The organism is Rhodococcus baikonurensis (genome assembly GCF_040489275.1).
Taxonomy (GTDB): Bacteria; Actinomycetota; Actinomycetes; order Mycobacteriales; family Mycobacteriaceae; genus Rhodococcus_F; species Rhodococcus_F baikonurensis.
In genome coordinates this window covers 631372-655547 of the sequence record NZ_JBEUOQ010000003.1, presented here as the reverse complement: position 1 = coordinate 655547, position 24176 = coordinate 631372, and the positions used below count along the sequence as shown (strand labels likewise).

Sequence of the window (24176 nt, the reverse complement as noted above, 5' to 3'; positions counted from 1 at the left end):
TACATAGGTGACAAGAGAAATCCATACCCCGGTATATCGACGGTTTTGCTGCAATTCGTTACAAATCGCCCAGCGCATCTACCCCCCGATCGCCTTGCCGAAACGCACGGTTCAGACGCTGTGCGCGACATCTCCACCCCTGGAACAATCAATCTGCAGCCGACGATCTGCACCCCCATCCACATCAGTCACCTCGGACAATTTACAGGCCCGTCAGCTACTCGGCGCCCGAGCTCGAACCAGATTCGACAGTTGCTGATCGAGACTATCGGTACACGCCGACAGACCGACGAAAGAACGCGCCGACCAGCGGTCGGCGCGTTCTTCGATTGGAGGCACGAAGCTTCAGGAAAAGCCCACACCAGTCACACTCTTCAGGTGTTCGCTGGTGACCCCTGGAGCTAGCTCCACAAGCTCAAGCCCGTCCGCGGTGACGTCCAGCACCGCGAGGTCGGTGATGATCCGGTGGACGACTCCCTGCCCGGTAAGCGGCAGGGTGCACGCCTCGACGATCTTGGGGTTGCCGTCGCGATCGGTGTGCTCCATCACGACGATGACGCGGCGGGCTCCATGGACCAGGTCCATCGCCCCGCCCATACCCTTCACCATCTTGCCCGGCACCATCCAGTTGGCAAGGTCGCCGGTCTTCGACACCTGCATCCCGCCGAGCACCGCGGTGTCGATGTGTCCGCCGCGAATCATCCCGAAGGAGAGGGCCGAGTCGAAGAACGCGGCACCGGGATTGACGGTGACGGTTTCTTTACCGGCATTGATGAGGTCGGCATCGACCTGATCGTCCGTCGGGTACGGCCCGGTGCCGAGGATGCCGTTTTCGCTGTGAAGGACCACCTTGACGCCCTCGGGCAGGTAGCTGGGGATCAGCGTCGGCAGGCCGATGCCGAGGTTGACGTACTCACCCGGCCGCATCTCGGCGGCAGCGCGAGCGGCCATCTCGTGGCGGGTCCAGCCGATACGAGTTTCCTCTGCACTGGTCACTTGGTACCTCCTGAGACGGTCCGCTTCTCGATCCGCTTCTCCTGCGGGCCTGTATGCACGACGCGCGCGACGAACACTCCAGGTAGGTGCACGTGCGCGGGGTCGATGTCGCCCGGCTCGACGAGGTTCTCCACCTGCGCGATGGTGATCCGGCCGGCCATGGCAGCAAGCGGGTTGAAGTTCATCGCCGTCTTGTTGAAGACGAGATTTCCTTCGGTGTCGCCGTAGTCCGCGTGCACGAGCGCGAAGTCAGCGGTGATCGCCTCTTCCAATACATACGTGCGGCCACCGAACACTGCCGTCGCCTTCGGTGGCGACGCCACGGCGATCGAACCGTCCGGGTTGTATCGCCACGGCAAGCCGCCCTCGGCGATCGGTGTGCCGACGCCGGCCGGAGTGTAGAACGCCGGAATGCCGGTACCGCCTGCTCGCAGCCGCTCGGCCAGCGTCCCCTGCGGCGTCAACTCCACTTCGAGCTCACCGGCGAGATACTGGCGGGCGAACTCCTTGTTCTCCCCCACGTACGACGCCGTCACCCTGGCGATCCGGTGCGCGCCGAGCAGGATGCCGAGACCGTAGTCGTCGACACCGCAGTTGTTGGAGAACACCTCGAGATCGGTGGCGTCGCCGTCGGCGATCGCCGCGATCAGTGCGTCGGGAATACCGCACAGCCCGAAGCCGCCCACTGCGAGCCTGGATCCGCTCGCGATGTCGGCAACTGCCTCAGCTGCCGTATTCACGACTTTGCTCATCCGCTAGTTCTCCTTCTGCTGAAAGATTCCGGCTCGGTGAAGAAGCTTCTCGGCGTGACGAAGAACGGGAGCGTCGACCATCTTGCCCTCGAACGCGAACACACCACGTTCAGTAGACACCGCGGCAAGCACTCGTGTGGCCCAGTCGATCTCTTTTTCCGAAGGTGCGAAGGCACCACGGATGACCTCGACCTGACTCGGGTGGATCGCAACCTTCACGTCGAAGCCGACTGCGACGGCGTCAGCGGACTCGACGCCGAGGCCCACGAGGTCCTTGATGTCGAGGTACACGGAATCGACCGCCAACCGGCCGTAGCTCTTCGCGGCCAGCAGAGACGTAGATCGGACATGCTTGGCAACGTCGCGGTACGAACCGTTCGGGTGCCTGCTCGAGTTACCACCGAGACCGGCAACCAGATCCTCGGCTCCCCACATGACACCGATGGCGTTCGCAGCAAGCGCGATGTCGGCCACGGCGAGGGCTCCTCGCGGGGACTCGACGAGCGCAACCACGTCCGCCGGTGCGAGCGAGAGGACGTCCTCGGCCGATTCGCACTTGGACAGCATGAGACGCGAATAGTGTGTGCCGTCCAGCGCGATCAGATCGAGTTCGTGATCAGGCGTCCCGACCGGATTGACGCGCACGACCGTCCGCTCCGGATCGAGAGGAGTGTCGATCAGGGCCGCACGTGCGGCTTCCTTGTCGGCCGGAGCCACACCGTCTTCGAGATCGAGGATCACGACGTCGGCAAAGGCCGCGGCCTTCGCGTAACGTTCGGGACGATCCGCCGGGCAGAACAACCACGCCGGCCCCGGCGGCGTCCACGTCATGAGGACACCTCAGCCGGGCGGAGCTGCACCAACGTCTTGCGCGTGGCAAGTGCGACGACGTCACCGTGCTGGTTGCGACCGGTGTGCACCAGCGTCACGATGCCTTCACCTGGACGGCTCTTCGACTCACGCTTGTCTGCGATGAGCGTCTCGGCATACAAAGTGTCGCCGTGAAAGAGCGGCTTCGGGAAGCTGATCTCGGAGAAGCCGAGGTTGGCGACGATGGTGCCCTGCGTCAACTGCGCGACCGAGAGGCCCACGATGGTCGACAGGGTGAACATCGAATTGACCAGCCGCACACCGAATTGAGTGTCCTCGCTGTACGCGGCATCGAGATGCAACGCCTGCGTGTTCATCGTCAAAGTCGTGAAAAGGACGTTGTCAGCCTCGGTCACCGTCCGGCCTGGGCGGTGCTCGTAGATCGCGCCGACCTCGAACTCCTCGAACCAGAGCCCGCGCTGAGTGATCTTCTTGGGGTTCGTCACAGCCCTGCCTCACGGGCGATGAGCATCAACTGCACCTCGGTGGTTCCCTCACCGATTTCGAGGATCTTGCTGTCACGGTAGTGGCGCGCGACGGCGTACTCGTTCATGAAGCCGTATCCGCCGTGGATCTGCGTGGCGTCGCGCGCGTTGTCCATGGCAGCTTCGGAGGAGATGAGCTTGGCGATGGATGCCTGCTTCTTGAACGGCTTGCCCGACAACATGAGTGCGGCCGCGTCGTAGTACGCGGTACGTGCGACGTGGGCGCGAGCCTCCATACGCGCGATCTTGAACGCGATGGCCTGGTTGTGTCCGATGGGGCGACCGAACGCCTCGCGTTCCTTGGCGTATTTGATCGACTCGTCGACGCAGCCCTGGGCGGCACCGACACTCAACGCTGAAATGGCGATGCGGCCTTCGTCGAGGATGCGCAGGAAGTTCGCGTAGCCGCGGCCGCGCTCACCGAGCAGATTCTCTTCGGGGACACGAACATCCGCGAACGTGAGCGGATGGGTGTCGGAGGCGTTCCAACCGACTTTGTTGTACGCCGGTTCTGCCGTGAAGCCGGGCGTCGTGGTCGGCACCAGGATCGTCGAGATCTCCTTCTTGCCACCGTCCTTGACACCCGTGACCGCGGTGACTGTCACGAGCTTGGTGATGTCGGTGCCAGAGTTGGTGATGAACTGCTTGTTGCCGTTGATGATCCACTCACCGCTGTCGAACTTCGCGGTGGTCTTGGTTCCGCCGGCGTCGCTACCCGCACCGGGCTCGGTCAGGCCGAAGGCCGCCAACGACTTGCCGCTGGTGAGCTGCGGAAGCCACTCCTGCTTCTGTGCCTCGTTACCGAAACGGTAGATCGGCATTGCGCCGAGGGACACACCAGCTTCGAGAGTGATCGCGACGCTCTGGTCGACCTTGCCCAACTCTTCGAGCGCCAGGCAGAGCGCGAAGTAGTCGCCGCCCATTCCGCCGTACTCCTCGGGGAAGGGCAGGCCGAACAGTCCCATGTCGGCCATCCCGGCCACCACCTCGTACGGGAAGGTGTGGTTGGCGTCGTGCTCGGCAGCAACCGGTGCCACGACGGTCTTGGCGAAGTCGGCAACGGTCTTGGCGAGCTGCTGGTATTCGTCCGGAAGCGCTCCGGTGGCAAGGTAATCGGACATCAGGCGTCTTCCTTCTGCGTCGTGTTCTCGGTCTTTGCTTCTGCAGTCTCTTCTTCGGCAGGTACCACGCGGGCCAGAACCTGATCCACCATCACCTGATCGCCTTGACGGACAAGCACTTCCACGATCCCGTCGATCGGGGACGTCAGGGAGTGCTCCATCTTCATGGCCTCGACCACGACGAGTGGTTGTCCCGCGCTCACTGCCGCGCCGTTCTCGACGTTGACCGCGATGACGGCACCGGGCATGGGGCTGGCGATTTCGGCATCACCGGCATGCTTGTCCTCACCGCGGACGCTGACTTCGGCAACCTCGCGCACGTGCCAGGTTCCGCTGCCCGCGAGCCACAAACCACCGTCGGTCTCGGCGACGACAAACGTGCGTCGACGTCCGTCGATCACTACCGCCAGTTCGGATCCCGTCAGGGTCGCGCTGAATGCGCGCGGCTGGGAACCTTCGACATCGACCTTTGCATCCGCGGGAACCCCGACGATCGCAACGTGCGCCGTTCGGGTGCCGGCGGAGAGCCTGATGCTGGTCGGAGCGGGAGTTCCGACGCGCCATCCACTCGGGACGTCCCAGGGATCAACGGATTCCGAAGTTGTCCACCGCGAGAGCCAGCGATAGGCCGCGGCAGCAATGAGAACCTCGTCGGAGGCGTCGGCTGCGACGAAGTCTTCGACGCGACGATCGAGCAGACCGGTGTCGAGGTTGCCCGCGATCACGTCCGGATCAGCGAGAAGGAATCGTGCGAACTCGATGTTGGTCACGACGCCGAGCACTGCGGTGTCACCGAGTGCGCGATCGAGCTTGCGCAGTGCGCCCGCGCGGTCGGGAGCGTGGGCGATGACCTTGCTGAGCATCGGGTCGTAGTCACTGCCGACGACGGTGCCCGCGAGCAGTCCGGAATCGACGCGCACGCCGGAACCGGACGGCTCGACCAGATCGACGACGCGGCCGCCGGTCGGCAGGAACCCACGGCCCGGATCCTCCGCGTACACACGAGCTTCGATGGCGTGCCCGGTCAGTGTGATGTCGCTCTGGGAGAAGGCCAACTTCTCCCCTGCTGCCACACGAACCTGCCATTCGACCAGATCCAGTCCGGTCACCATTTCGGTGACGGGGTGCTCGACCTGCAGGCGGGTGTTCATCTCCATGAAGAAGAACTCGTCCGGCTTGTCGGCGGAGACGATGAACTCGACAGTGCCGGCGCCGGTGTAATCGACGCTTCGAGCGGTGTTGCACGCTGCCGCGCCGATCCGGTCACGGGTCACCTGATCGAGCAGTGGCGACGGAGCCTCTTCGATGACCTTCTGGTGGCGTCGCTGCAGGCTGCATTCGCGCTCACCGAGGTGAACGACGTTGCCGTGCTGGTCGGCGAGAACCTGGACCTCGATGTGCCGGGGCCGCAGGACGAATCGCTCGAGGAACAGGGTGTCGTCACCGAACGACGAAGCGGCCTCACGGCGGGCACTGCGAAGAGCCTCAGCCAGATTGGCCGGATCCTCGACCAGTCGCATTCCCTTGCCACCGCCGCCTGCCGAAGGCTTGACCAACACCGGGTAGCCGATGTCCTCGGCCGCTGCGATCAGTTCTTCGTCGGTCAGATTCGGGCGCGCGATACCCGGGACCACCGGCACGTCGAACGCGGCAACCGCGTTCTTCGCGGTGATCTTGTCGCCCATCACCTCGATAGCCCGCTCGGAGGGGCCGAGGAAGGCGATTCCGGCAGCCGCGCATGCAGCCGAGAACGCCGAGTTCTCCGACAGGAAGCCGTAACCGGGGTGAATACCCTGAGCACCGGTGGACTTGGCAGCGTCGATCACCTTGTCGATGACGAGGTAACTTTCACGCGCCGCGGCCGGTCCGATGTTGACGGCAGTGTCGGCCTCGCGGACGTGGCGAGCATTCGCGTCGGCGTCGCTGTAGACGGCAACGCTGCGAATTCCCAACTCACGCAACGTGCGGATCACGCGAACCGCGATCTCACCGCGGTTGGCCACGAGAACAGTATCGATAGTGCGCAACTCAGTCATTTCGCTCACATCCGGAAGACGCCGTAGGAGACCGGCTCGATCGGCGCATTTGCGCACACCGAAAGGGCCAGGCCGAGAACAGTTCTGGTATCTGCGGGGTCGATGACACCGTCATCCCACAGCCGTGCGGTGGAGTAGTACGGATTGCCCTGAGCCTCGTACTGCTCGCGGATCGGCGCCTTGAAGGATTCTTCGTCCTCGGCCGACCACGGATTACCCGCACTGTCGAGCTGGTCACTACGAACGGTCGAGAGCACCGACGCGGCCTGCTCGCCGCCCATGACCGAGATGCGCGCGTTCGGCCACATCCACAGGAAGCGAGGTGAATACGCCCGTCCACACATCGAGTAGTTGCCGGCGCCGTACGAGCCGCCGATGACAACCGTCAGCTTGGGGACCCGTGCACACGCAACTGCCGTGACCATCTTGGCGCCGTGCTTGGCGATGCCGCCTGCCTCGTAATCGCGTCCCACCATGAAGCCCGCGATGTTCTGCAGGAACAGAAGCGGCACACTGCGCTTGTCGCACAGTTCGATGAAATGTGCTCCCTTCATGGCGGATTCGCCGAAGAGCACGCCGTTGTTGGCGATGATGCCGACCGGATGGCCCTCGATGTGGGCGAAACCGGTGACGAGCGTCTTGCCGTACTCGGCCTTGAACTCCTGGAACGCACCACCGTCGACGAGCTTGGTGATCACCTCGTGCACGTCGTACGGAGTACGGGGATCGGTCGGAACGACGTCGTAGAGCTCGCTCTGATCGGCGACGGGCGGAACGGTGGAGATGACGTCCCACGGGCGTTCGGAGCGGGGGCCGAGTGTGGCAATGATGTTGCGCACGATGCGAAGTGCATCGCGGTCGTCCTCGGCCAGGTGGTCGGTGACGCCGGAAACCTTGGAGTGCAGGTCGCCGCCGCCGAGCTCTTCCGCCGTGACGATCTCACCGGTGGCCGCCTTCACCAGCGGCGGACCACCGAGGAAGATGGTGCCCTGGTTGCGGACGATCACTGCTTCGTCACTCATCGCGGGCACGTAGGCGCCGCCCGCAGTGCACGAACCGAGAACTGCGGCGATCTGGGGAATCCCCTTGGCGCTCATGGTCGCCTGGTTGTAGAAGATCCGGCCGAAGTGCTCGCGGTCCGGGAAGACTTCGTCCTGGCGCGGCAGGAAGGCGCCGCCGGAGTCGACGAGGTAGATGCAGGGAAGGTTGTTCTGCAACGCAACTTCCTGCGCGCGCAGGTGCTTCTTCACCGTCATCGGGTAGTACGTGCCGCCCTTGACCGTCGCGTCGTTGGCGACGATGACGCACTCGCGGCCCGACACACGGCCGATACCGGTGATGACGCCGGCGCCGGGGCACTCGTCGTCGTACAGGCCGTTGGCCGCCAGCGGGGACAGCTCGAGGAACGGGCTGCCCTGATCGAGCAGCGAGTCAACGCGATCTCGCGGCAGCAGTTTCCCTCTGCTCACGTGGCGCTCGCGAGAGCGCTCGTTGCCGCCCAGCGCTGCTTGCGCCAGTTTCTTCTTCAGTTCGTCCACCAGAACGGTGTGATCGGACCGGTAGCCCGATCCTTGCGTGATTCCACTGGGAGTCATCCCGCCGCCTTCGCCATGAGTTAATGCTCGATAACTGAAACTAGATTAACTATGATTAACTGAGTTGTCCAGAACGCAAGCGAAGAAAGATCGAGAGAATGACCTCTGAGCAGGTAGCAGCTCCGACGCGACGCGATCAGATGAAGGCCGACCGTCGTCGTCAACTCTTGGACGCCGCCGCCCGGTTGATCGCCGAGCGCGGATTCGTGAGTGTGCGACTCGAAGACCTCGGCGCGGCCGTCGGCATCAGCGGCCCGGCCGTGTACCGGCATTTCCCCAACAAGGATGCCGTCCTCGTGGAACTTCTCGTCGGCATCAGCACACGACTGCACGAAGGCGGATCAGCGGCAGCAGAGGCAGCGGACTCACCGAGCGCTGCTCTCGACGCACTGGTGGAGTTCCACCTCGACTTCGCACTGGGCGAGCCAGACCTGATCCGTATCCAGGACCGCGACCTCGAAAGCCTGCCGGCCGACGCGCGTCGACAAGTACGCCAAACGCAGCGCAAGTACGTCGAGGTGTGGGTCGGTGTGCTCGAGCAACTCGATCCCCAACTCGACCAGGCGGATGCGCGCATCAAAGCGCACGCCACCTTCGGTCTGATCAACTCGACCCCTCACAGCGCCAACCCCGCTTCGCCGGCACGCGCACGCCGCGTCCTGCGGGATATGACACTCGCCGCACTGCGCACCCACTGAAACCGGACACGGCACAATCGGTGGCAGACTGGTTACACCAGCTAACAGATGAGGGTGCCGAACGTGGAAGACAGCAGTGGGGTCAGCCGGGCCGATTTCGCCGAACTGCGGACCGAGTTCTCCCGCTTCATGATGTTGTACCAATTCGGAATCTCCGAACTGATGACCAAGGTGAACATCCTCAAGGACGAGTTCACTCACATCAATCAGTACAGCCCCATCGAACACGTGACGTCACGAGTCAAGTCGCCGGACAGCATCCTGCGTAAGGCTCAACGCCTGAACATCCCGCTCACGATCGACGACATCTCGAAGAACATCTTCGACATCGCCGGCGTGCGCATCACCTGCAGCTTCATTTCCGACACGTACCGGATCGCCGAGATGCTCACCAGCCAGACGGACCTTCGGGTGATCGAGCGCGAGGACTACATCGCCGATCCGAAACCCAACGGCTACAAGAGCTTGCACCTGATCGTCGAGGTCCCGGTTTTCATGAGTGACCGCGTCAGGCACGTTCCGATCGAACTCCAGATCCGCACCATCGCGATGGATTTCTGGGCGAGCCTCGAACACAAGATCTACTACAAGTACAACCGCGAGGTTCCCGTCGAGCTCCTCGACGAACTCACCGAGGCTGCTGCCGCGGCACACCGCCTCGACGTCAAGATGGAACGCCTCAACGACGAGTTCGCGAAGATCAAGGCGCTACCGCATCCTGACGACGAAATCCTCGAGCAGGATCTGCCTGCCCAGTTCCTCGAGGCGCTGCATCTTCAGCGACGGGCGCTCTGAATTTAGGCACCCCTCCCCTGAGCGAACGCGCCTTTCGGCGCACCTGAGGCGACGAGAGTGCCGTTCGCTCACAACTGGGGGCGGACAACTAGGGCAAACAAAAAGAATTGCGCCCTCCCGAAGCTCGGGAGGGCGCAATTCTCGACTTGCGTTGGCTTGCTATTTCTTGCCAGTGACGGCGCTGTAGCCGATCGAGAGCACGGCCGCCGCGGCGATGCTGATGATCCAGCGGATCCAGTCGATTCCGCCCGTATCGCCCTTGTCCGAGATCGCTCCCCAGACCCAGTACCCGATAAGCGCTCCGGCGATACCCAGCACGACGGTCACGATCATGCCGTACTGCTGCTTACCTGGCAGTACGAGACGAGCCAGGATTCCGATGACTGCGCCGAAAATGATGGTTCCGATAATTTGCCCCATGACAGCCCCTCTCACACGTCGTGCATGCACGCGGACGGAAGATCACCGCTCAGGGAAACAATAACCACAGTCACACACAACTGTCGCTTGTTGACCGAATTGTTGTCCGATATGCAACCTCGACGCGTTACACCCACGACATTCGCGAGTTATTATTTCGCAATCAAGCAGACCTACCGTTCTCGTCCATGCCCACTCCCGTAAAACTGCCGAACAGCGAGCTCGCGCGACTTGCCAACAAGCCTCCCTGGTACCGATCACTGTTCGTGCAATTGATCGCCGCTATCGTCATCGGTGTTCTCATCGGCTGGTTGTGGCCGGAATTTGGCGCGAACCTCAAACCCCTTGCCGACGGGTTCATCAAGCTGATCAAAATGCTGATCGCGCCGATCATCTTCTGCACCGTAGTGATCGGGATCGCCCACGTCGGCGATCTGAAAGCGGTGGGGCGCATCGGCGTCAAGGCTCTCATCTACTTCGAGGTCGTGACCACCTTCGCCCTGTTGTTCGGGCTGCTCATCGGAAATCTGATGAAACCGGGTGCGGGATTCAACATCGATCCGGAGACGCTGGCGAACGGTGCGGACGCCGTGGCCGCCAAGACCGGAAGTGGCGAACTACCCCACACCGTCGAATTCCTGCTCAACATCATTCCGGTGTCTATCGTCTCTGCCTTCGCCGAAAACGCACTCCTCCAAGTCCTCTTCTTCGCCGTACTGTTCGGACTCGCCTTGGCCAAGGCAGGCGAGAGTGGACCACCGATCGTGTTCGAACTCGTAGATCGCCTGAGCCATTTGTTCTTCACGATCATCGGCTGGATCATGAGACTGGCGCCGTTGGGCGCTTTGGGCGCGATGGCGTACATCGTCGGCCAGTACGGGATCGCTTCGCTCGGAAGTTACGGAAAGCTGATCGCCGCATGCTATCTCGCGGCCGTCCTGTTCATCCTCATCCTGGCCGCGATAGTCAGGTACTTCGCGGGCGTGAACCTGTGGAAGTTCGTCAAGTACATCAAGGACGAACTCTTCCTCGCTTTGGGAACGGCGTCGACCGAAGTAGTTCTGCCCCGAATCATGGTCAAGCTCACCAACGCCGGATGCTCGCGCACGACAACAGGATTGGTGGTGCCGACCGGCTACTCGTTCAATCTCGACGGCGCGACGCTGTACCTGTCGATCTGCATGCTGTTTCTGGCTCAGGCTCTCGGAGTGGACCTGACGCTCGGTGAACAGATCACTGCCGTCCTGGTACTGATGCTCACGTCCAAGGGAATGGCCGGGGTTCCTGGGTCTTCGTTCCTGGCGCTGTCCGCCACCGTGGCGGCAATCGGCCACGGCGCAATTCCGGTCGCCGCCGTGGCTCTTCTACTGGGCGCCGATCGAATCATGGATTCGATGAGAGTCTCGGTGAACCTGCTCGGGAACTGTGTCGCAACCTTCGTGGTCGCCAATTGGGAGGGGCAGCTCGACAAGGAGCGCATGCGCCGAGTGCTTGACGGAGAAGACGTTCCGCCGCTCCAGGAAGTTGATTCGATCACGGGGAAAACGGTTCCGGCACCCGAAACCGAGGGCGCCGTGCCCCGTTGAGGAGATGGTGACCACTGGCTGCACGTCGGAATCGGTGCTGAAGGTTCGCGGAGACGTACTTCACCGGAATACTCAGACCAGCACACCCGAACGCAAATATTTGCAGGGGGGTGGCGAGCTTGCCGACTAAGGACTGGTGAATTCACAGATATTCCAAGTGCGCTGGGCTAACTCGGCACCAGTGAAAGCATCCTCCACTATCTCAATATTGCTACGCGGTTGCCATTGTTCAGATCCGAAGATCAGCGAACTGCCAGCATTATGTTTGCCGAAAATAGAAGGACTAAAGTCCACTGTTCAGCCGACAAACAGACTCGAGTGAGCAAAGACTCAAACATTGCGGAAACCATTCTTCCGAACACAGAAACGCGCATCTAGCTGCACTTATGTCGACGCCTCGACGGAGTGGGCATTTGCAAAAATGACCGAAATCTCACCACTCCAAATTGCCGAAACGGACACCCATTGCTATCGTAACCTTTGCGAAGGACTGGACTAATTGCCCAGCAAAGGAGCCAAGTGACCGAGTCCATGCAAGAAATTGAACACTTGTCCACTAATCGACTCTCCGTGGTTGTTCCAGTATTCAACGAAGAAAACTCCCTTTCGAACTGCATCGAGCGCTTACTGATCCAGTCCGAAATCGACGAGATTCTGGTCGTCGACAACAACTCGACGGACAGCACCGCATCGATCATTCACAAGTTCGCCGAGAAGCACGACCGAGTGAGATATGTCTTCGAGGCCCGGCAAGGCGTCGTTCATGCGCGGAACGCCGGCTTCGACGCCTCGACCGGCAACATCATCGGTCGGATCGACGCAGACACGCGGGTCCAACCGGGATGGGCCCGTGCGGTCAAAGGTTTCTTCCAGCGCACCACTGCGCATTCAGCGGTCGCCGGACTCACCTATCTCTTCGAATCGCCGTTTGCCCGAATCCACCGTTTCGCACTGGACCGTCAGGTCAAGCAGGGAAAGTTCGATTGCGAACGTCAAGTACTTGCTGTCGCCGGAGCGAACATGGCGATCAGAAAAAGCGCATGGCTGGCCGTCCGCGAGCGAGTCAGCGACCGGCCGGACATCCACGAAGATATCGACCTTTCACTGTGCCTTCGGAAGGAAGGGATGACGATCGGTCAGATCGCCGACATGCGAGCAGAAACGTCCGGTCGACGCGGTGAAACCCCTCCGTTGGAGTACCTGAAGTACAACCAGGCATCCGAATCGGTTTTGCACCTTCACAACATCATGAATTGGCGCCTCAAACTGACAATCTGGGGCGACTCGATGCTCCACGCGCTCGTGTGGCCCGTTTACCGCCTCTACAACTTCGAGCAGGAGCGCCTGGAGTTCAGGCGCTTGTTTGGCAGATCGCAGGGTCGAATCATGCCGGTTCACCAGTAGCCCATCGATTTCGATAATCACCGCAGATTCGAAGTGATAGTGCAGAATACGGTCTCGTAGCTGATCCACACGATCGTTCGCCGACAACTGGTCGAAGTATACCGATGCCCGGTCACCATCGACGACAATTCGGCCGCGAGGGCGAGGTCGACAAGCTCTTCGTCGATCACCCGTCGCGTTGCGCCATTGATCAGTGGAATCTTGAATACCTTACCGACGGCGGTTGGCAACTCGACGACGAGCTCATGCGCCGAGTACACGGGGGCGAAGACGTTCCATCGCTCGGGGAAGTCGATCCGCACGGGAAGGCCGTTCGGCATAGTTCGATCTGAATCTCGCAGTAAACCTACTCCGAGGCCAAACAGTCGGGCAGTCCGTCTCATCAAGTCATCCACCACGGTATGAAATGCGTGAGATACGGCATAAGTTCTGGCACTCGAACGACGGCCCACACATCGACCGACAGCCAGCGCCGCCACAGCCCTCTTATCGATCAGATATCCCGCTACCTGCAATTTTACAAAGAAGAATCTCAACAAAAAGAACAAATCGTACACCAGCAGCCATGCGGCCGTTTCGGCATGGCGTACCTACCGAGTGCCTCGATTTTGAAGGTGAAAAATTGATTGATACCGTTATTTTGTGAAGATTCGCCCAAACCGTACACCTCAGGAACAAATGTGACATCCACAGAGCAATCGACTGAGAATCCTCACCGAAATAAATTGTCGGTCGTTGTACCTGTGTTTAACGAAGAGGCAGGAATCGCGGACTGCATTGACCGTCTGCTCGCCCAAGGTGACGCAATCGACGAAGTCTTGATAGTCGACAACAACTCCACCGACCGAACTGCCTCGATAATAAAACGCTACGCAGGGTCACACGAAAAAGTTCGATATATCTTCGAGCCACGCCAAGGTGTCGTACATGCCCGAAATGCGGGTTTTGACGCGTCTTCTTGTGAACTGGTCGGCCGAATCGACGCCGACACCCGGGTCCAGACCGGATGGGCGACCGCGATTAGCGAATTCCTCGGCCCCAACTCCACCCATTGCGCCGTTGCGGGCGTTACATACCTCTTCGAATCCCCTTTCTCGCGCGTCCACCGGTTCGTACTTGACCGACAAATTCGACGTGGAAAGTTCAATCATGATCGCCGGGTGCTCGCTGCTACCGGAGCGAACATGGCTGTGAAGAGATCTGCGTGGCTAGAAGTGCGGAAGAATTTGAGCGAGCGCACTGACATTCACGAAGACATGGATCTCTCGATATGTCTCCAGAAGATCGGGTTGACAATCGGACAGTGCGACTCTATGCGCGTCGAAACATCGGGGAGACGGGGAGAAACACCTCCGCGCGAATACTCGAAGTACAACCGCGCTTCTGAATCGGTCCTTCGACTCCACAACGTCATGAATTGGCGCTTCAAGTTCCTGATCCGGCTGGACACAGTTGTCCACGCCTTAGCATGGCCGATATACCGTGCATACAATTTCGAGCAGGAGCGTTTTGAGTTCAGACGCTTGTTCGGCAAATCGCAAGGACGAATCATGCCGGTCAACCAGTAGCCAATCCAGCCTCGCTATTCACTACAGGTGCGAAGTGACAGTGCAGCAGAGACCCCCTCGTTGCAGATGCGCACAAAAGTTCGCCGTGTCCTCCACGAGGTACACCGAAACCCGCTCATCGATGACCGTTCGGGCCGCTGACCGCCGAGTACCGGGCGCTTATCCGAGTGTAATTACGGACACGCACCACACCGGATCTCACGACACCTTCAACGCCGTGATGCGGTCTTCACTGGAGCGCAACAGCACCTTGTCCCCCGCCCACAGCTCCCGCGGCATCGCCCAGGGGGTGAACTCGTCGTCCCCGTCCTGATCCACCCGAACCTCCCAACTACGTTGGCCCGTAAGGACATCCGTTCCGTAGACGTTTTCCTCGTCGATAACGACATCGCCGTGCCAGACAACCGCCCCGGCGCGCTCAGCGTTCGATCGCCACAGGACCTCACCGGTGAAGAGGTCCACGAACTGGACCTCGGGCTCGGAACCTGAACGAGTCACGACGACCACGTTGCCGATCACCGCCAACGACTGCGCGGCATCGAACACCTCGCTGTTCGTCCACAGTTGATCGCCAGATTTCCGGTCGAAACCACTGTGTCCCAATATAATCGGAGTCGACCCTCCCGCCGGATCATCTCGGCTGTACCGCCCCCCGAAATACGAGGACTCCGAGGGGAGTTCGTCCGTCCTGGCGAACTCGCGCCCGTGCGGATCGAGCGCGTACTCACTTGTCGGACGGCCATTGCCTTCGCAACCGCCATCCGACACCAAGGTCACGCCGTCAGACGATGTGTGCGCGGTCGAGCAGGTGGAGTAACCGTGTACCCAGCGCTGTTCGCCCGTCTTCAGATCGAATCCCAGAGACTCGTCGAGAGTAATCACACCCAGATCACCGTGAACTGACATCATACGATCGACGTATCCGTCTTCCCACGATCCACCGATGTCGAACGCCTTGGACCAGTTCGCTTCCGGATCGTCGACCGTTCCGCTGTGCACGCGAACGTCGTTGCTCTCGATATCACCTTCGAGCGCGAGGACTGTGTCACCCGAGACAACCGCAATGATCGGCGCCCACGGCGTCTTGATGTCTCGTCGCTCTCCAGTCTCGATGTCGAACAGCAAGTACGAACCACCGGATACGTACGGCCCGGAGAAACACAGCAACGAGTCGCCGAGCAAGGTTTCGGAACAACCACCGATGTCGACCGCCGACGTGCGCCAACGGACAGCGCCGTCCTCGGCGTCCAATCCGACCAATTCCGCGTCGTCCAACGAATACGCCTGACGATCAGGCATACCGATCATCGTGACCACGAGTGATCCGGCGTCGATGAATCCGCCCATGTCCATGTTGAATTCGGTTCCAACAAGTGGGTTCCGAAATATCGCGAACTCGCGCCCGAGAATCTCGGAGGCCTCGACGCTCCATAGCGGCGACGAGATCGCTGTCGGTTCGGAACTCGTCGACGTGACCACCGTGGCGATGGCGGCAGTGACGGTGACTACGGCTGCGGCGGCCGCGATCCTAAGGCGCGTCTTCGGGGAGAATCTGGTGGTCATCGAATCTCCAGGCCGTCGATCGTCGCGAGAAATTCCAACTGCTCGAACGTCATCGGCACGTTCGGGGCCTCGGCCGACGAGCTCACCGTTACTTGCGTCCCACCGGGGTGGGTAACTACTACAGACCTGTGGACATTCTCCCAGCGACTCTCATCACGTTCGATCACGGACCCGTCCTCGGCGGTCACCATTGAGAGCGGATGCCCGTCATAAGAAGGGTCGTACTTGTTCGGCGGCGTAGGAAGCGGCTGCCCACTGGTAATCGAGATACTGAGGCGTGACTCGTTGCCGTCCGACCGCGCAACGAGATCCTGGCACGCGGTGGTGGTGTCGTTTTCGGCCAGAACCAGATCACCCAGCTGACTGCCGAGGTCAGGCCCGCCGGGCGCAGCTGCGTGCCAACCCGATCGGAGCGCGTCGCCGAGCGCGTCGACGATTCCTCGATCCAGTTCCCGCCCAGATGACTCGTCCGCCCAACCGCCGCAATCAGTCTGAAGCGGGGCAGTGCCCGGGGGAACAGGCGTCGTGATCAGCAGTTGTGGCATGGCGACAAGGGTTGCAAGTTCGTCGAGCGTCAGTGGCACCACGCCGGAACTCTCGGCGTCCCTACCTCCGTCGTTGTTCGTGTCGTTGACATACGCCTGAATCCGGGTCCCGTCGGCGCCGTACAACATTGCCGACCGATTAAGGGTGCGTACACCATTGGTTTCGGTCCACGTATCCTGCAGATCCACCACAGACTGATCGGCCAGCACCCGACGTTCGACGAGCGACCCCGCGACACACGATGGGATCGGATCAGAACTCGAGTGCAGCATCAGGCTGAGCGCGCCGATCTTCCCGTCCCGAATCAGCGTCCCGGACGCTGTGGTGGACGCCAACTCCTCTAGCGAGAATCCCTCGGGCAGCCCATCTGTGTTCGAAGGTGCAGAGATCGGCCCGAACTGCAGCGAATTACCCGGGCTGGCGAACTTCAGCTCGACATCTTTCGGGAGCGCCTGTTTGACCGCGTCGGACATCGCGGCTGCCTTGGCGCTCGAGAACCACGGAAAGCGCGGATCGTCGTACGTGTCAGAACCGTCCAGAATGTAGGAGAAGAACGAATCCTCCTCTGGCGCTTCGACACTCTCACAACCCGGAATGGTGGTCGGGTACACCGCGCTCGGCGTGACGTACGAGAATTCAGGCACGTCCTCCGGCGCCATCTCTTCCGGTGTGGACGTCATGCTGATCGACGAAGACGCAGCTACCGAGATGTCATCGGACGGCGAACTGCTCCAACGATCCACCAGCCCGGCAACCACTGTCCCGCCGGCGATCAGGGAGACGACCGTCAGCGCGAAGGTCCACTTCTCGGCCCGACTCGAATCGGTTTGCTCCTTCGACACGTACCCTCGCAGTCACCGTCACGGCTCGCCCCCGATGCGCGTCGCCTCTGGTAGTCCTGTCGCGATCACAGCGATTTCTGTTACCAACCGGATGGTTTCCTATTGCGCTCGCGCCGTATGAACACACAAGAACGGGGTGCCAGTTGCTGTGCAACCGGCACCCCGTTCTGACGACCTGAGCGCTTACACCCTCACAGGCACCTGTTTCGGGTCTGGATCGGAATCCGGGTCCTGCTCGATCGGAATTCGCCGAATCGCTTCACCCTCGATGTCGACGTTCGGCAGGATCTTGTCGAGCCACGCGGGCAACTTCCACGCCGAATCACCGAGGATCGACATGACCGCAGGAATCACGATCATGCGGATGATGAAGGCGTCGAAGAAGACTGCCGCCGCGAGGCCGAAGCCCATCATCTTGCTTGTCGTCTCCGAGGACAGCATGAATGCACCGAAGACGGAGATCATGATGATGGCCGCCGACGCAACCACGCGGGCGCCATGGGTGTAGCCGGAGATGATGGCGTCCTTGGCCGACAATCCGTGCACGTATTCCTCGCGCATTCTCGTCACGAGGAAAACTTGATAGTCCATCGCCAACCCGAACACCACACCGATCATGAAGATCGGCAGGAACGAGATGATCGGTTGTGTGTGCTCGATCAGACCGAAGTCGCCCTCCTGGAAAATGGCCACCGTGGCGCCGAAGGTCGCACAGACGGAGAACAGGAATCCGAGAGTTGCGGTCAGTGGCACCAGGATCGAGCGGAAGACGACCATCATGATGATGAACGCAAGCCCGACCACGACGATGAGATACGGGATGAGCGCGGAACTGAGCTTCGACGACATGTCGGCAACAATCGCGGTTTGACCCGCTACACCGAGTTCTGCGCCTTCCGACTTCACCGTCGATCCGTAATCCCGGATCTGATTCATCAGCTCGTGGGTTTCAGGACCGCTCGGCGACATCTGTGGGGTGACCGCGATGAGCGCAGAGTTGGCGCCCGCCATCGGGTTTGCCGCGTCGGGTCCGTTTCCGACCCACATCAACTGATCCGGCGTTGCGACGTTGTCGAGGCCCTTGATGTGCGCGACAGTGCCTTCGGCAATCGCGGTGATGTCGGTACCGTCCGGAGCGTCGAGCACGACGAACAATTCGCCGTTGACGCCTTCACCGAACCCACGTTGCAGCAGGGCAAGTGCCGGCCGCTCTTCGTCCTGAGTGAACGAGAGTCCGAGTTCGAGCTTCGTCATCGGAATAGCCGCGATCACCAGAAGCACCAGCGCAGCACCCGCGATCGGCCACGGGTACTTGGTGACTATCTTGGCCCAGCGATGTCCGTTGGATTCCATCGTCTCGGGCTCGTCACCGTGGCGCAGCCCGGGGATACGAGGCGAGAACGCGAACCGACCGAAGATACCCAGAACCGCTGGGATCAATGTGATTGCGCCGAGCACAGCGATGATGACGGCAACCGCTGCCGAGATTCCCATCTGCGTGATCATCGGAACCCCGACCACCGCCAGGGCTGCCAGCGCTACCACCACTGTCAGGCCTGCGAATACGACAGACGAACCGGCAGTACCTACTGCCCGCCCGGCTGCCGCTTCCCTGGTTCCGCCCAGGTTGAGCTCACTGCGGTAGCGCGACACGATGAACAATGCATAGTCGATCGAGACTGCGATGCCGATCATCGTGACGATTCCCGTGACGCCTTCGTTGATGTCGAAGAAGCCCGAGCCGAGTGTGACCGTCAGAGTGGCCAGCGCAATTCCCAGAATTGCAGTGAACAACGGAATGAAGGCCGCGATGAGTGCGCCGAACGCCACGATCATCACGATGAACGCCACCGCGAAGCCGAGCATCTCCGACAGGCCGCCCGCGGCCTGCACCTGCATCATCGAACCGGTTCCTTCGACTTGCAGACCACCGGAGCGGAATTTTGCCATCAAATCGAGGAACGCAGTCTTGTTGGCCTGCGTCTGATCCTCGATGCGAATCGACTGATTGAGCTGGATCAGCCCGACCTTGCCGTTGTCGCCGAGAACGGCTGACGCCACCGCTGGATTGGTCTCCGCGAGAGTGACCGGATTGACGATCTTCTCGGGATCGACGATGTCCGGCAACGTCTTCGCCTGCGCGATCAACTGGTCGATCTGATCGCTGTGTGCGGCAAGTCCGTCGTCTGCCGCGATGAGAATGCTGGTCGACGCCTGAGTTTGCTGCTCCGCTGCAGCTGCAAAGTTCTCGTTCATCAACTCGGTCGCACGCTGTGAATCGGTGCCCGGAAGATTGAATTCCTTGGAGAACGTCGGATTTGTGGCGCTGATAGCGCCCCCCACCACCGCGATCACGATAATCCACGCGGCCACCACAAGATACTTGTGGCGGAAAGCGAACTTCCCCAACCTGTAAAGATACGTAGCCAACGTAGGCCTCTCTCGCCGTGGACTGGTCTGTCCGAAGAACACGGAGTCTTTCGGTGCCAAGGTCATACGGTACGGACCGATCGGCCCGTTGGCACCCGGTATATCTGCGAAAACGGCATATCCGGCGCGCTCTCCTTCTCCTTTTCAGACCGCTCGGTACCGTGGACACGACACGGGCAGGCGCCTCACCAGAGCAGACGTCACGCAGTACGAAAGGCAATCCCATGAATCACGGCCAGGCCGTCGATCGCGATCACCTCCTTGCCGGCCAACGGCGACTCGACGCGCTCGGCCCACGATTGACCGGATCGCCTGCACACCACGCGGTGGTGGAAGAAGTCGCGAACGAACTGACCGCACTGGGCCTCGAAGTCCGGCGTGATTCACACACTTTCGAACGTTGGGATCTACCGGCAACCTCTGACGGACTTCGCATCGAATTGCCGACGGGGCCGATCAGTGTTTCGTCTGCATTCCCCTACTCCGGATTGACCGGACCACAGGGAATCTCCGCTCCTCTGGTCTATGTCAGCGCGCGACGCCCCAAATGGTCCGCGGCCAAAGGCGCGATCGCAGTGATCGAGGTCCCGCACATCGATCTTCCCCGCAAGCTCCTGGTCAGCGAGTGGGGTCCGATCGCCACCGACGAGACTCTTCGAAATCCGGTTCTCTCCGCAACTCTTCTGGGCCCGAAACTCGACAAGGCTCGCAAGGCCGGAGTGCTCGGCGTGATCGCAGTGTGGCATGACATTGCTCCGGACAACGCGCTGGGACAATATCTTCCGTTCACGCAGCCGTACCACGACATCCCCGCCGTCTGGGTGGCCGGCGACGAGGGCAGGAAGGTTGTCGCTGCAGCGCGTTCCGGCCAGCGGGCGACTCTGGTTCTGGATGCAACTCTGCATCCAGGCACCCGGACCGACACCGTGTGGGCGGTATCCCCGGGGACATCACCGGAAGAGACAATTCTGCTCATCACTCACAGCGACGGAACCAACGGCGTCGAGGAGAACGGGCATCTGGGAATGTTGGCTTTGGCGCGGCACGCCGTCGCGCAGCCGCATCGACGGTCGTACGTTTTCGTCCTGACGACCGGCCACCTTCGAATTCCGGCGGTGTCCAAGCACGGGCAGGCAACGTCCACCTGGCTCGAAGCGCACCCCGAGATGTGGAAGGGCGAAGCCGGTCAGGCGCGAGCAGTGGCCGGGATCGCGATCGAACACCTCGGTGCACTGGGCGATACCGAAGACACCTCGACCGGCAGCTATGCCTTGGAGACCAGTCCGGAGCCGGAACTGCTTTACGCAACAAGTCGGGAAGTACACGACATCGTTGCACCACTGTGGCGCGACATCGGAGCGGGCGATCGCCGAATCGTGGCGCCAGGACCGGTCATTCACTTCGGTGAGGGTGAACCACTGTTCGAGCGGAAGATACCGGCAGTCGCCTTGGTCACGGCGCCGCAATACCTACTGGCTCTGCGTGATGCCGGCGCCGTCACGCACGTCGATCTCGACGCGATGGTCAAGCAGATCGAAAGCTTCCGCGATCTGCTCGACGCGTTCGACGAGACCGACACCGCGGCTTTCGGCCCGGTGGTCTCGCGCTCGGTGTTCGCGAAGTTCTCGGCACTACTTCAGTTGATGCAGATTTTGTCGAAAGCCAAGAAATAGCGCTGTGCGCCTTTATTAACCGCCCGCGGTTAATAAAGGCGCACAGCAGTTGTCCTACTTGTCGTGAATGATCACGCCACGGATGTTCTTGCCGTCACGCAGATCCTGGTAGCCCTGGTTGACGTCTTCAAGGCTGTAGGTATTGGTGATCAGTTCGTCGAGCTTGAGCTGTCCCGCATCGTAGAGACGGAGCAGACGCACGATGTCGTACTGCGGATTCATGGATCCGAACAGCGTGCCCTTGATCGTCTTCTGATTCAGCGTCAGATCGGTTCCCGACACGTGAACGGTCAGCTTGGCCGGATCGGCGAGACCTGTGATCACCACGGTGCCGCCCTTGCCGATCACTGCAGTCGCTGCACTGACCACGTCCTCGTCGACGGTGCCGACAAGGATGAGCGCAGCGTCGGCGCCCTGTCCCCAGGTCAGCTCGTTGACCTTGGCAGCAGCGCTCTCGGCATCCGCAAAGGCATGCGTGGCACCGAACTTGAGTGCGGTCTCACGCTTGAGCGCAACCGGGTCGACCACCACGACGTACTTGCAGCCTGCCGACACGGCGCCCTGAACGGCGTTGATACCGAGGCCACCGATGCCGTAGATCACCGCGGTGTCACCGGCGCGGAGGTTACCGGCGTTGACGGCCGTTCCCCAACCCGACGGCACACCGCAGCCGACGACCACTGCCGTCTCCAAGGGAAGCCAGTCGTCGATCTTGACTACCGAGTGCTGAGAAATGGTGGCGCGCTCGGAGAACGTTCCGAGCATGCACATTCCGCCGAAATCCATTCCGTTGCCGTGGAAACGGAAGGAACCGTCGGGCATCGAGCCTTCGAGGATGGTGGCACCCATGTCGCACAGGTTCTGGCGACCGGTCGAGCAGTAGCGACAGGTACCGCAGTTGGGAATGAAGCTACACACGACGTGGTCGCCCGGCTTGACCTTCGTGACACCGGGGCCGACCTCTTCGATGATGCCCGAGCCTTCATGTCCGCCGACGATCGGGTAACGCGGCGGGAGATCACCGTCGGTCAGGTGCAGATCCGAATGGCACAGTCCGGCAGCGGTGTACTTGATCAGCACCTCACCCACGCCGGGGCCGTCGAGGTCGAGTTCCATGATCTCGAAAGGCTTTCCGGGCTCGAGCAGTACAGCAGCTTTGGTCTTCACTGGTGATCTCCTTGATTGTCGGACGAGAGAATGAGCGATGGGGTCGGTCAGAGGGCGATGTTGACGGCCTTGGTCTGGGTGTAGAGATCGATGGCGGAAGCGCCGAGCTCGCGGCCCCAACCCGACTGCTTGTATCCGCCGAAGGGCATTGCGGTGTCGAATCCGTTGTACTGATTGATCCACACCGAGCCGGCCTTCAGACGCTTTGCCGTGCGGTGGGCCTTGGAGATGTCCCGGGTCCAGATGCCTGCGGCGAGACCGTAGATGGAATCGTTTGCGGCAGTGATCGGTCCGTCGTCCGCGTTGAACGGCAGCGCCGCCACGACGGGTCCGAAGATCTCCTCCTGAACGATGGAGAATTCGGGCTTGACGTCGACGAAGACGGTGGGCTCGACGAAGTAGCCCTGATCGCCCCAGCGGTTACCGCCGGTGAGTGCGCGTGCGCCGTCGGCAATTCCCTCACGCAGGTAGCCGGTCACCTTGTCGAACTGCTCCTGCGAGACCAGCGGTCCGAGCTGGGTGGTGGGATCGAGGCCGGGTCCGATCTTGACCTGGCTCGCTGCGTGCGCGACGGCCTCGGTGAACTTCTCGAAGATGGTGTCCTCGACGTACAGCCGTGTGCCCGCAACGCAGCACTGTCCATGGTTGAACAGCCAGGCGTTGAGCGAACCCTCCACTGCGGAATCGAAATCCGCGTCCGCGAAGACGATATTGGGGCTCTTGCCACCGAGTTCGAGCGTGACCTTCTTCAGATTACCCTTGGCGGCGTCCACGATCTTCTTGCCCACCTCGGTGGAACCGGTGAACGCGACCTTGTCCACGTCGTCGTGGCCGGACAGTGCAGCGCCAGCATCGCCGAAGCCGGGAACGATGTTGACGACGCCCGGCGGGAAGCCGGCTTCTTCGAAGACCTCTGCGAGAAGGAGCGCGGTGAGCGGGGTCTGCTCGGCGGGCTTGAGGATCACCGTGTTGCCGGCAGCGAGAGCGGGTGCGAGTTTCCACGACGACATCAGCAGCGGGAAGTTCCACGGCACGATCAGTCCGCAGACGCCGATGGCCTCACGGAGTGTGTAGGCGTGGAACTCGCCTCCCGGCGAGAAGGGCATCGACACGTTGACGGTGCTGCCTTCGATCTTGGTGGCCCAGCCTGCGTAGTAGCGGAAAACGTCTGCGGCCCATGCAACGTCGACGGCAGTGGCGATGGCAACGGACTTGCCGTTGTCGAGAGCTTCGAGCTGGCCGAATTCTTCGGCGCGGGCGGTGAGAATGTCGCCGACACGCCAGATCATCCGCTCGCGCTCGTTTGCCTTCATACGTGACCAGGGGCCGTCTTCGAAGGCTGTGCGAGCGGCGCGCACCGCGCGGTCGATGTCTTCGGCTTGCCCGTGCGCCACGTCTGCGAGCTTCTGTCCGTCAGCCGGGTTGTACGTCGCGAAGGTCTGCCCCGAAGCGGCGTCGACGAATTCGCCGCCGATGTAGAGCTTCTTCGGTCGGTTCAGGAAACCCTGTACCGCGGAACTGATGGTGTGTTCGGCTACTGCCGTCATCGGAAACTCCCCTGAAGTAGTGAGGTGCGAATGTGATGCACGCCATACTTCCGCGCTTCCAGGGGTGCTAACTGTCCGAACT

The 24176-nt window shown here is 61.2% G+C and carries 20 protein-coding genes; 6 read left to right on the top strand and 14 right to left on the bottom strand.

Annotated elements, in window-relative coordinates; genetic code table 11:
- Positions 1-345 precede the first annotated feature (345 nt).
- Genes ABWI03_RS10805 through ABWI03_RS10775 form a run of 7 tightly spaced genes read right to left on the bottom strand, consistent with a single transcriptional unit; the run spans position 346 to position 7855 of the window.
- Positions 346-996 (bottom strand): 3-oxoacid CoA-transferase subunit B, encoded by a 651-nt coding sequence (locus tag ABWI03_RS10805; RefSeq protein ID WP_283376683.1) that lies wholly within the window; start codon positions 994-996, stop codon positions 346-348.
- On the bottom strand, positions 993-1748 hold the full coding sequence (locus tag ABWI03_RS10800; RefSeq protein WP_007730192.1) for a CoA transferase subunit A: 756 nt from the start codon (positions 1746-1748) through the stop codon (positions 993-995). Before ABWI03_RS10800 ends, ABWI03_RS10805 begins: the two co-directional genes overlap by 4 nt.
- A 3-nt stretch (positions 1749-1751) precedes the next feature.
- Positions 1752-2579 carry an HpcH/HpaI aldolase/citrate lyase family protein gene (locus tag ABWI03_RS10795; RefSeq protein ID WP_298774431.1) on the bottom strand — a complete coding sequence of 276 codons (828 nt, stop codon included), beginning with the start codon at positions 2577-2579 and terminating at the stop codon, positions 1752-1754.
- On the bottom strand, positions 2576-3064 hold the full coding sequence (locus ABWI03_RS10790) for a MaoC family dehydratase (protein ID WP_003942078.1): 489 nt from the start codon (positions 3062-3064) through the stop codon (positions 2576-2578). The genes ABWI03_RS10795 and ABWI03_RS10790 overlap by 4 nt, the downstream gene beginning before the upstream one ends.
- Entirely contained in the window at positions 3061-4224 is a 1164-nt protein-coding gene (locus ABWI03_RS10785) for an acyl-CoA dehydrogenase family protein (protein WP_007730190.1), read from the bottom strand. Before ABWI03_RS10785 ends, ABWI03_RS10790 begins: the two co-directional genes overlap by 4 nt.
- Complete coding sequence (locus ABWI03_RS10780) at positions 4224-6260, bottom strand: acetyl-CoA carboxylase biotin carboxylase subunit (RefSeq protein WP_298774428.1); 2037 nt, start codon at positions 6258-6260, stop codon at positions 4224-4226. Before ABWI03_RS10780 ends, ABWI03_RS10785 begins: the two co-directional genes overlap by 1 nt.
- A gap of 5 nt (positions 6261-6265) precedes the next feature.
- Positions 6266-7855 carry a carboxyl transferase domain-containing protein gene (locus tag ABWI03_RS10775; RefSeq protein ID WP_042453308.1) on the bottom strand — a complete coding sequence of 530 codons (1590 nt, stop codon included), beginning with the start codon at positions 7853-7855 and terminating at the stop codon, positions 6266-6268.
- Between the two features lie 98 nt (positions 7856-7953).
- Here ABWI03_RS10775 and ABWI03_RS10770 point away from each other — a divergent pair, with 98 nt between their 5' ends.
- Both ABWI03_RS10770 and ABWI03_RS10765 read left to right on the top strand, forming a co-directional pair.
- Positions 7954-8553 carry an SACE_7040 family transcriptional regulator gene (locus tag ABWI03_RS10770; protein ID WP_003941968.1) on the top strand — a complete coding sequence of 200 codons (600 nt, stop codon included), beginning with the start codon at positions 7954-7956 and terminating at the stop codon, positions 8551-8553.
- 48 nt (positions 8554-8601) lie between these two features.
- Entirely contained in the window at positions 8602-9348 is a 747-nt protein-coding gene (locus tag ABWI03_RS10765; RefSeq protein ID WP_019744227.1) for a GTP pyrophosphokinase, read from the top strand.
- Positions 9349-9507: 159 nt separating this feature from the next.
- Here ABWI03_RS10765 and ABWI03_RS10760 read toward each other — a convergent pair whose 3' ends face one another.
- Positions 9508-9768, bottom strand: a complete 261-nt coding sequence (locus ABWI03_RS10760) for a GlsB/YeaQ/YmgE family stress response membrane protein (RefSeq protein WP_003942027.1) — start codon at positions 9766-9768, stop codon at positions 9508-9510.
- Between the two features lie 188 nt (positions 9769-9956).
- On the opposite strand from ABWI03_RS10760, the gene dctA reads away from it, so the two are divergent.
- Entirely contained in the window at positions 9957-11354 is a 1398-nt protein-coding gene (gene dctA, locus ABWI03_RS10755) for a C4-dicarboxylate transporter DctA (protein WP_298774423.1), read from the top strand.
- Positions 11355-11924: 570 nt separating this feature from the next.
- Entirely contained in the window at positions 11925-12758 is an 834-nt protein-coding gene (locus ABWI03_RS10750) for a glycosyltransferase family 2 protein (protein ID WP_298774421.1), read from the top strand.
- Positions 12759-12775: 17 nt separating this feature from the next.
- Here ABWI03_RS10750 and ABWI03_RS10745 read toward each other — a convergent pair whose 3' ends face one another.
- Complete coding sequence (locus tag ABWI03_RS10745) at positions 12776-13078, bottom strand: hypothetical protein (RefSeq protein WP_298774419.1); 303 nt, start codon at positions 13076-13078, stop codon at positions 12776-12778.
- A gap of 360 nt (positions 13079-13438) precedes the next feature.
- Between ABWI03_RS10745 and ABWI03_RS10740 the strand changes: the two genes are divergently transcribed.
- Positions 13439-14326 carry a glycosyltransferase family 2 protein gene (locus tag ABWI03_RS10740; RefSeq protein ID WP_298774416.1) on the top strand — a complete coding sequence of 296 codons (888 nt, stop codon included), beginning with the start codon at positions 13439-13441 and terminating at the stop codon, positions 14324-14326.
- Between the two features lie 198 nt (positions 14327-14524).
- Here ABWI03_RS10740 and ABWI03_RS10735 read toward each other — a convergent pair whose 3' ends face one another.
- From ABWI03_RS10735 to ABWI03_RS10725, 3 genes are all read right to left on the bottom strand, one after another.
- On the bottom strand, positions 14525-15889 hold the full coding sequence (locus ABWI03_RS10735; RefSeq protein WP_298774414.1) for an outer membrane protein assembly factor BamB family protein: 1365 nt from the start codon (positions 15887-15889) through the stop codon (positions 14525-14527).
- On the bottom strand, positions 15886-17277 hold the full coding sequence (locus ABWI03_RS10730; RefSeq protein WP_298774412.1) for a hypothetical protein: 1392 nt from the start codon (positions 17275-17277) through the stop codon (positions 15886-15888). Before ABWI03_RS10730 ends, ABWI03_RS10735 begins: the two co-directional genes overlap by 4 nt.
- A 183-nt stretch (positions 17278-17460) precedes the next feature.
- Complete coding sequence (locus ABWI03_RS10725; RefSeq protein ID WP_298774410.1) at positions 17461-19707, bottom strand: MMPL family transporter; 2247 nt, start codon at positions 19705-19707, stop codon at positions 17461-17463.
- A 224-nt stretch (positions 19708-19931) separates the two neighbouring features.
- Here ABWI03_RS10725 and ABWI03_RS10720 point away from each other — a divergent pair, with 224 nt between their 5' ends.
- Positions 19932-21380 carry a zinc-binding metallopeptidase family protein gene (locus ABWI03_RS10720; RefSeq protein WP_298774408.1) on the top strand — a complete coding sequence of 483 codons (1449 nt, stop codon included), beginning with the start codon at positions 19932-19934 and terminating at the stop codon, positions 21378-21380.
- Between the two features lie 54 nt (positions 21381-21434).
- On the opposite strand, the gene ABWI03_RS10715 is transcribed toward ABWI03_RS10720, so the two are convergent.
- Positions 21435-22547 carry an NDMA-dependent alcohol dehydrogenase gene (locus ABWI03_RS10715; RefSeq protein WP_298774404.1) on the bottom strand — a complete coding sequence of 371 codons (1113 nt, stop codon included), beginning with the start codon at positions 22545-22547 and terminating at the stop codon, positions 21435-21437.
- Positions 22548-22594: 47 nt separating this feature from the next.
- A complete protein-coding gene (locus ABWI03_RS10710; protein WP_298774401.1) occupies positions 22595-24094 on the bottom strand; it encodes an aldehyde dehydrogenase family protein in 1500 nt (499 codons plus the stop codon).
- Between the last annotated feature and the right edge of the window lie 82 nt (positions 24095-24176).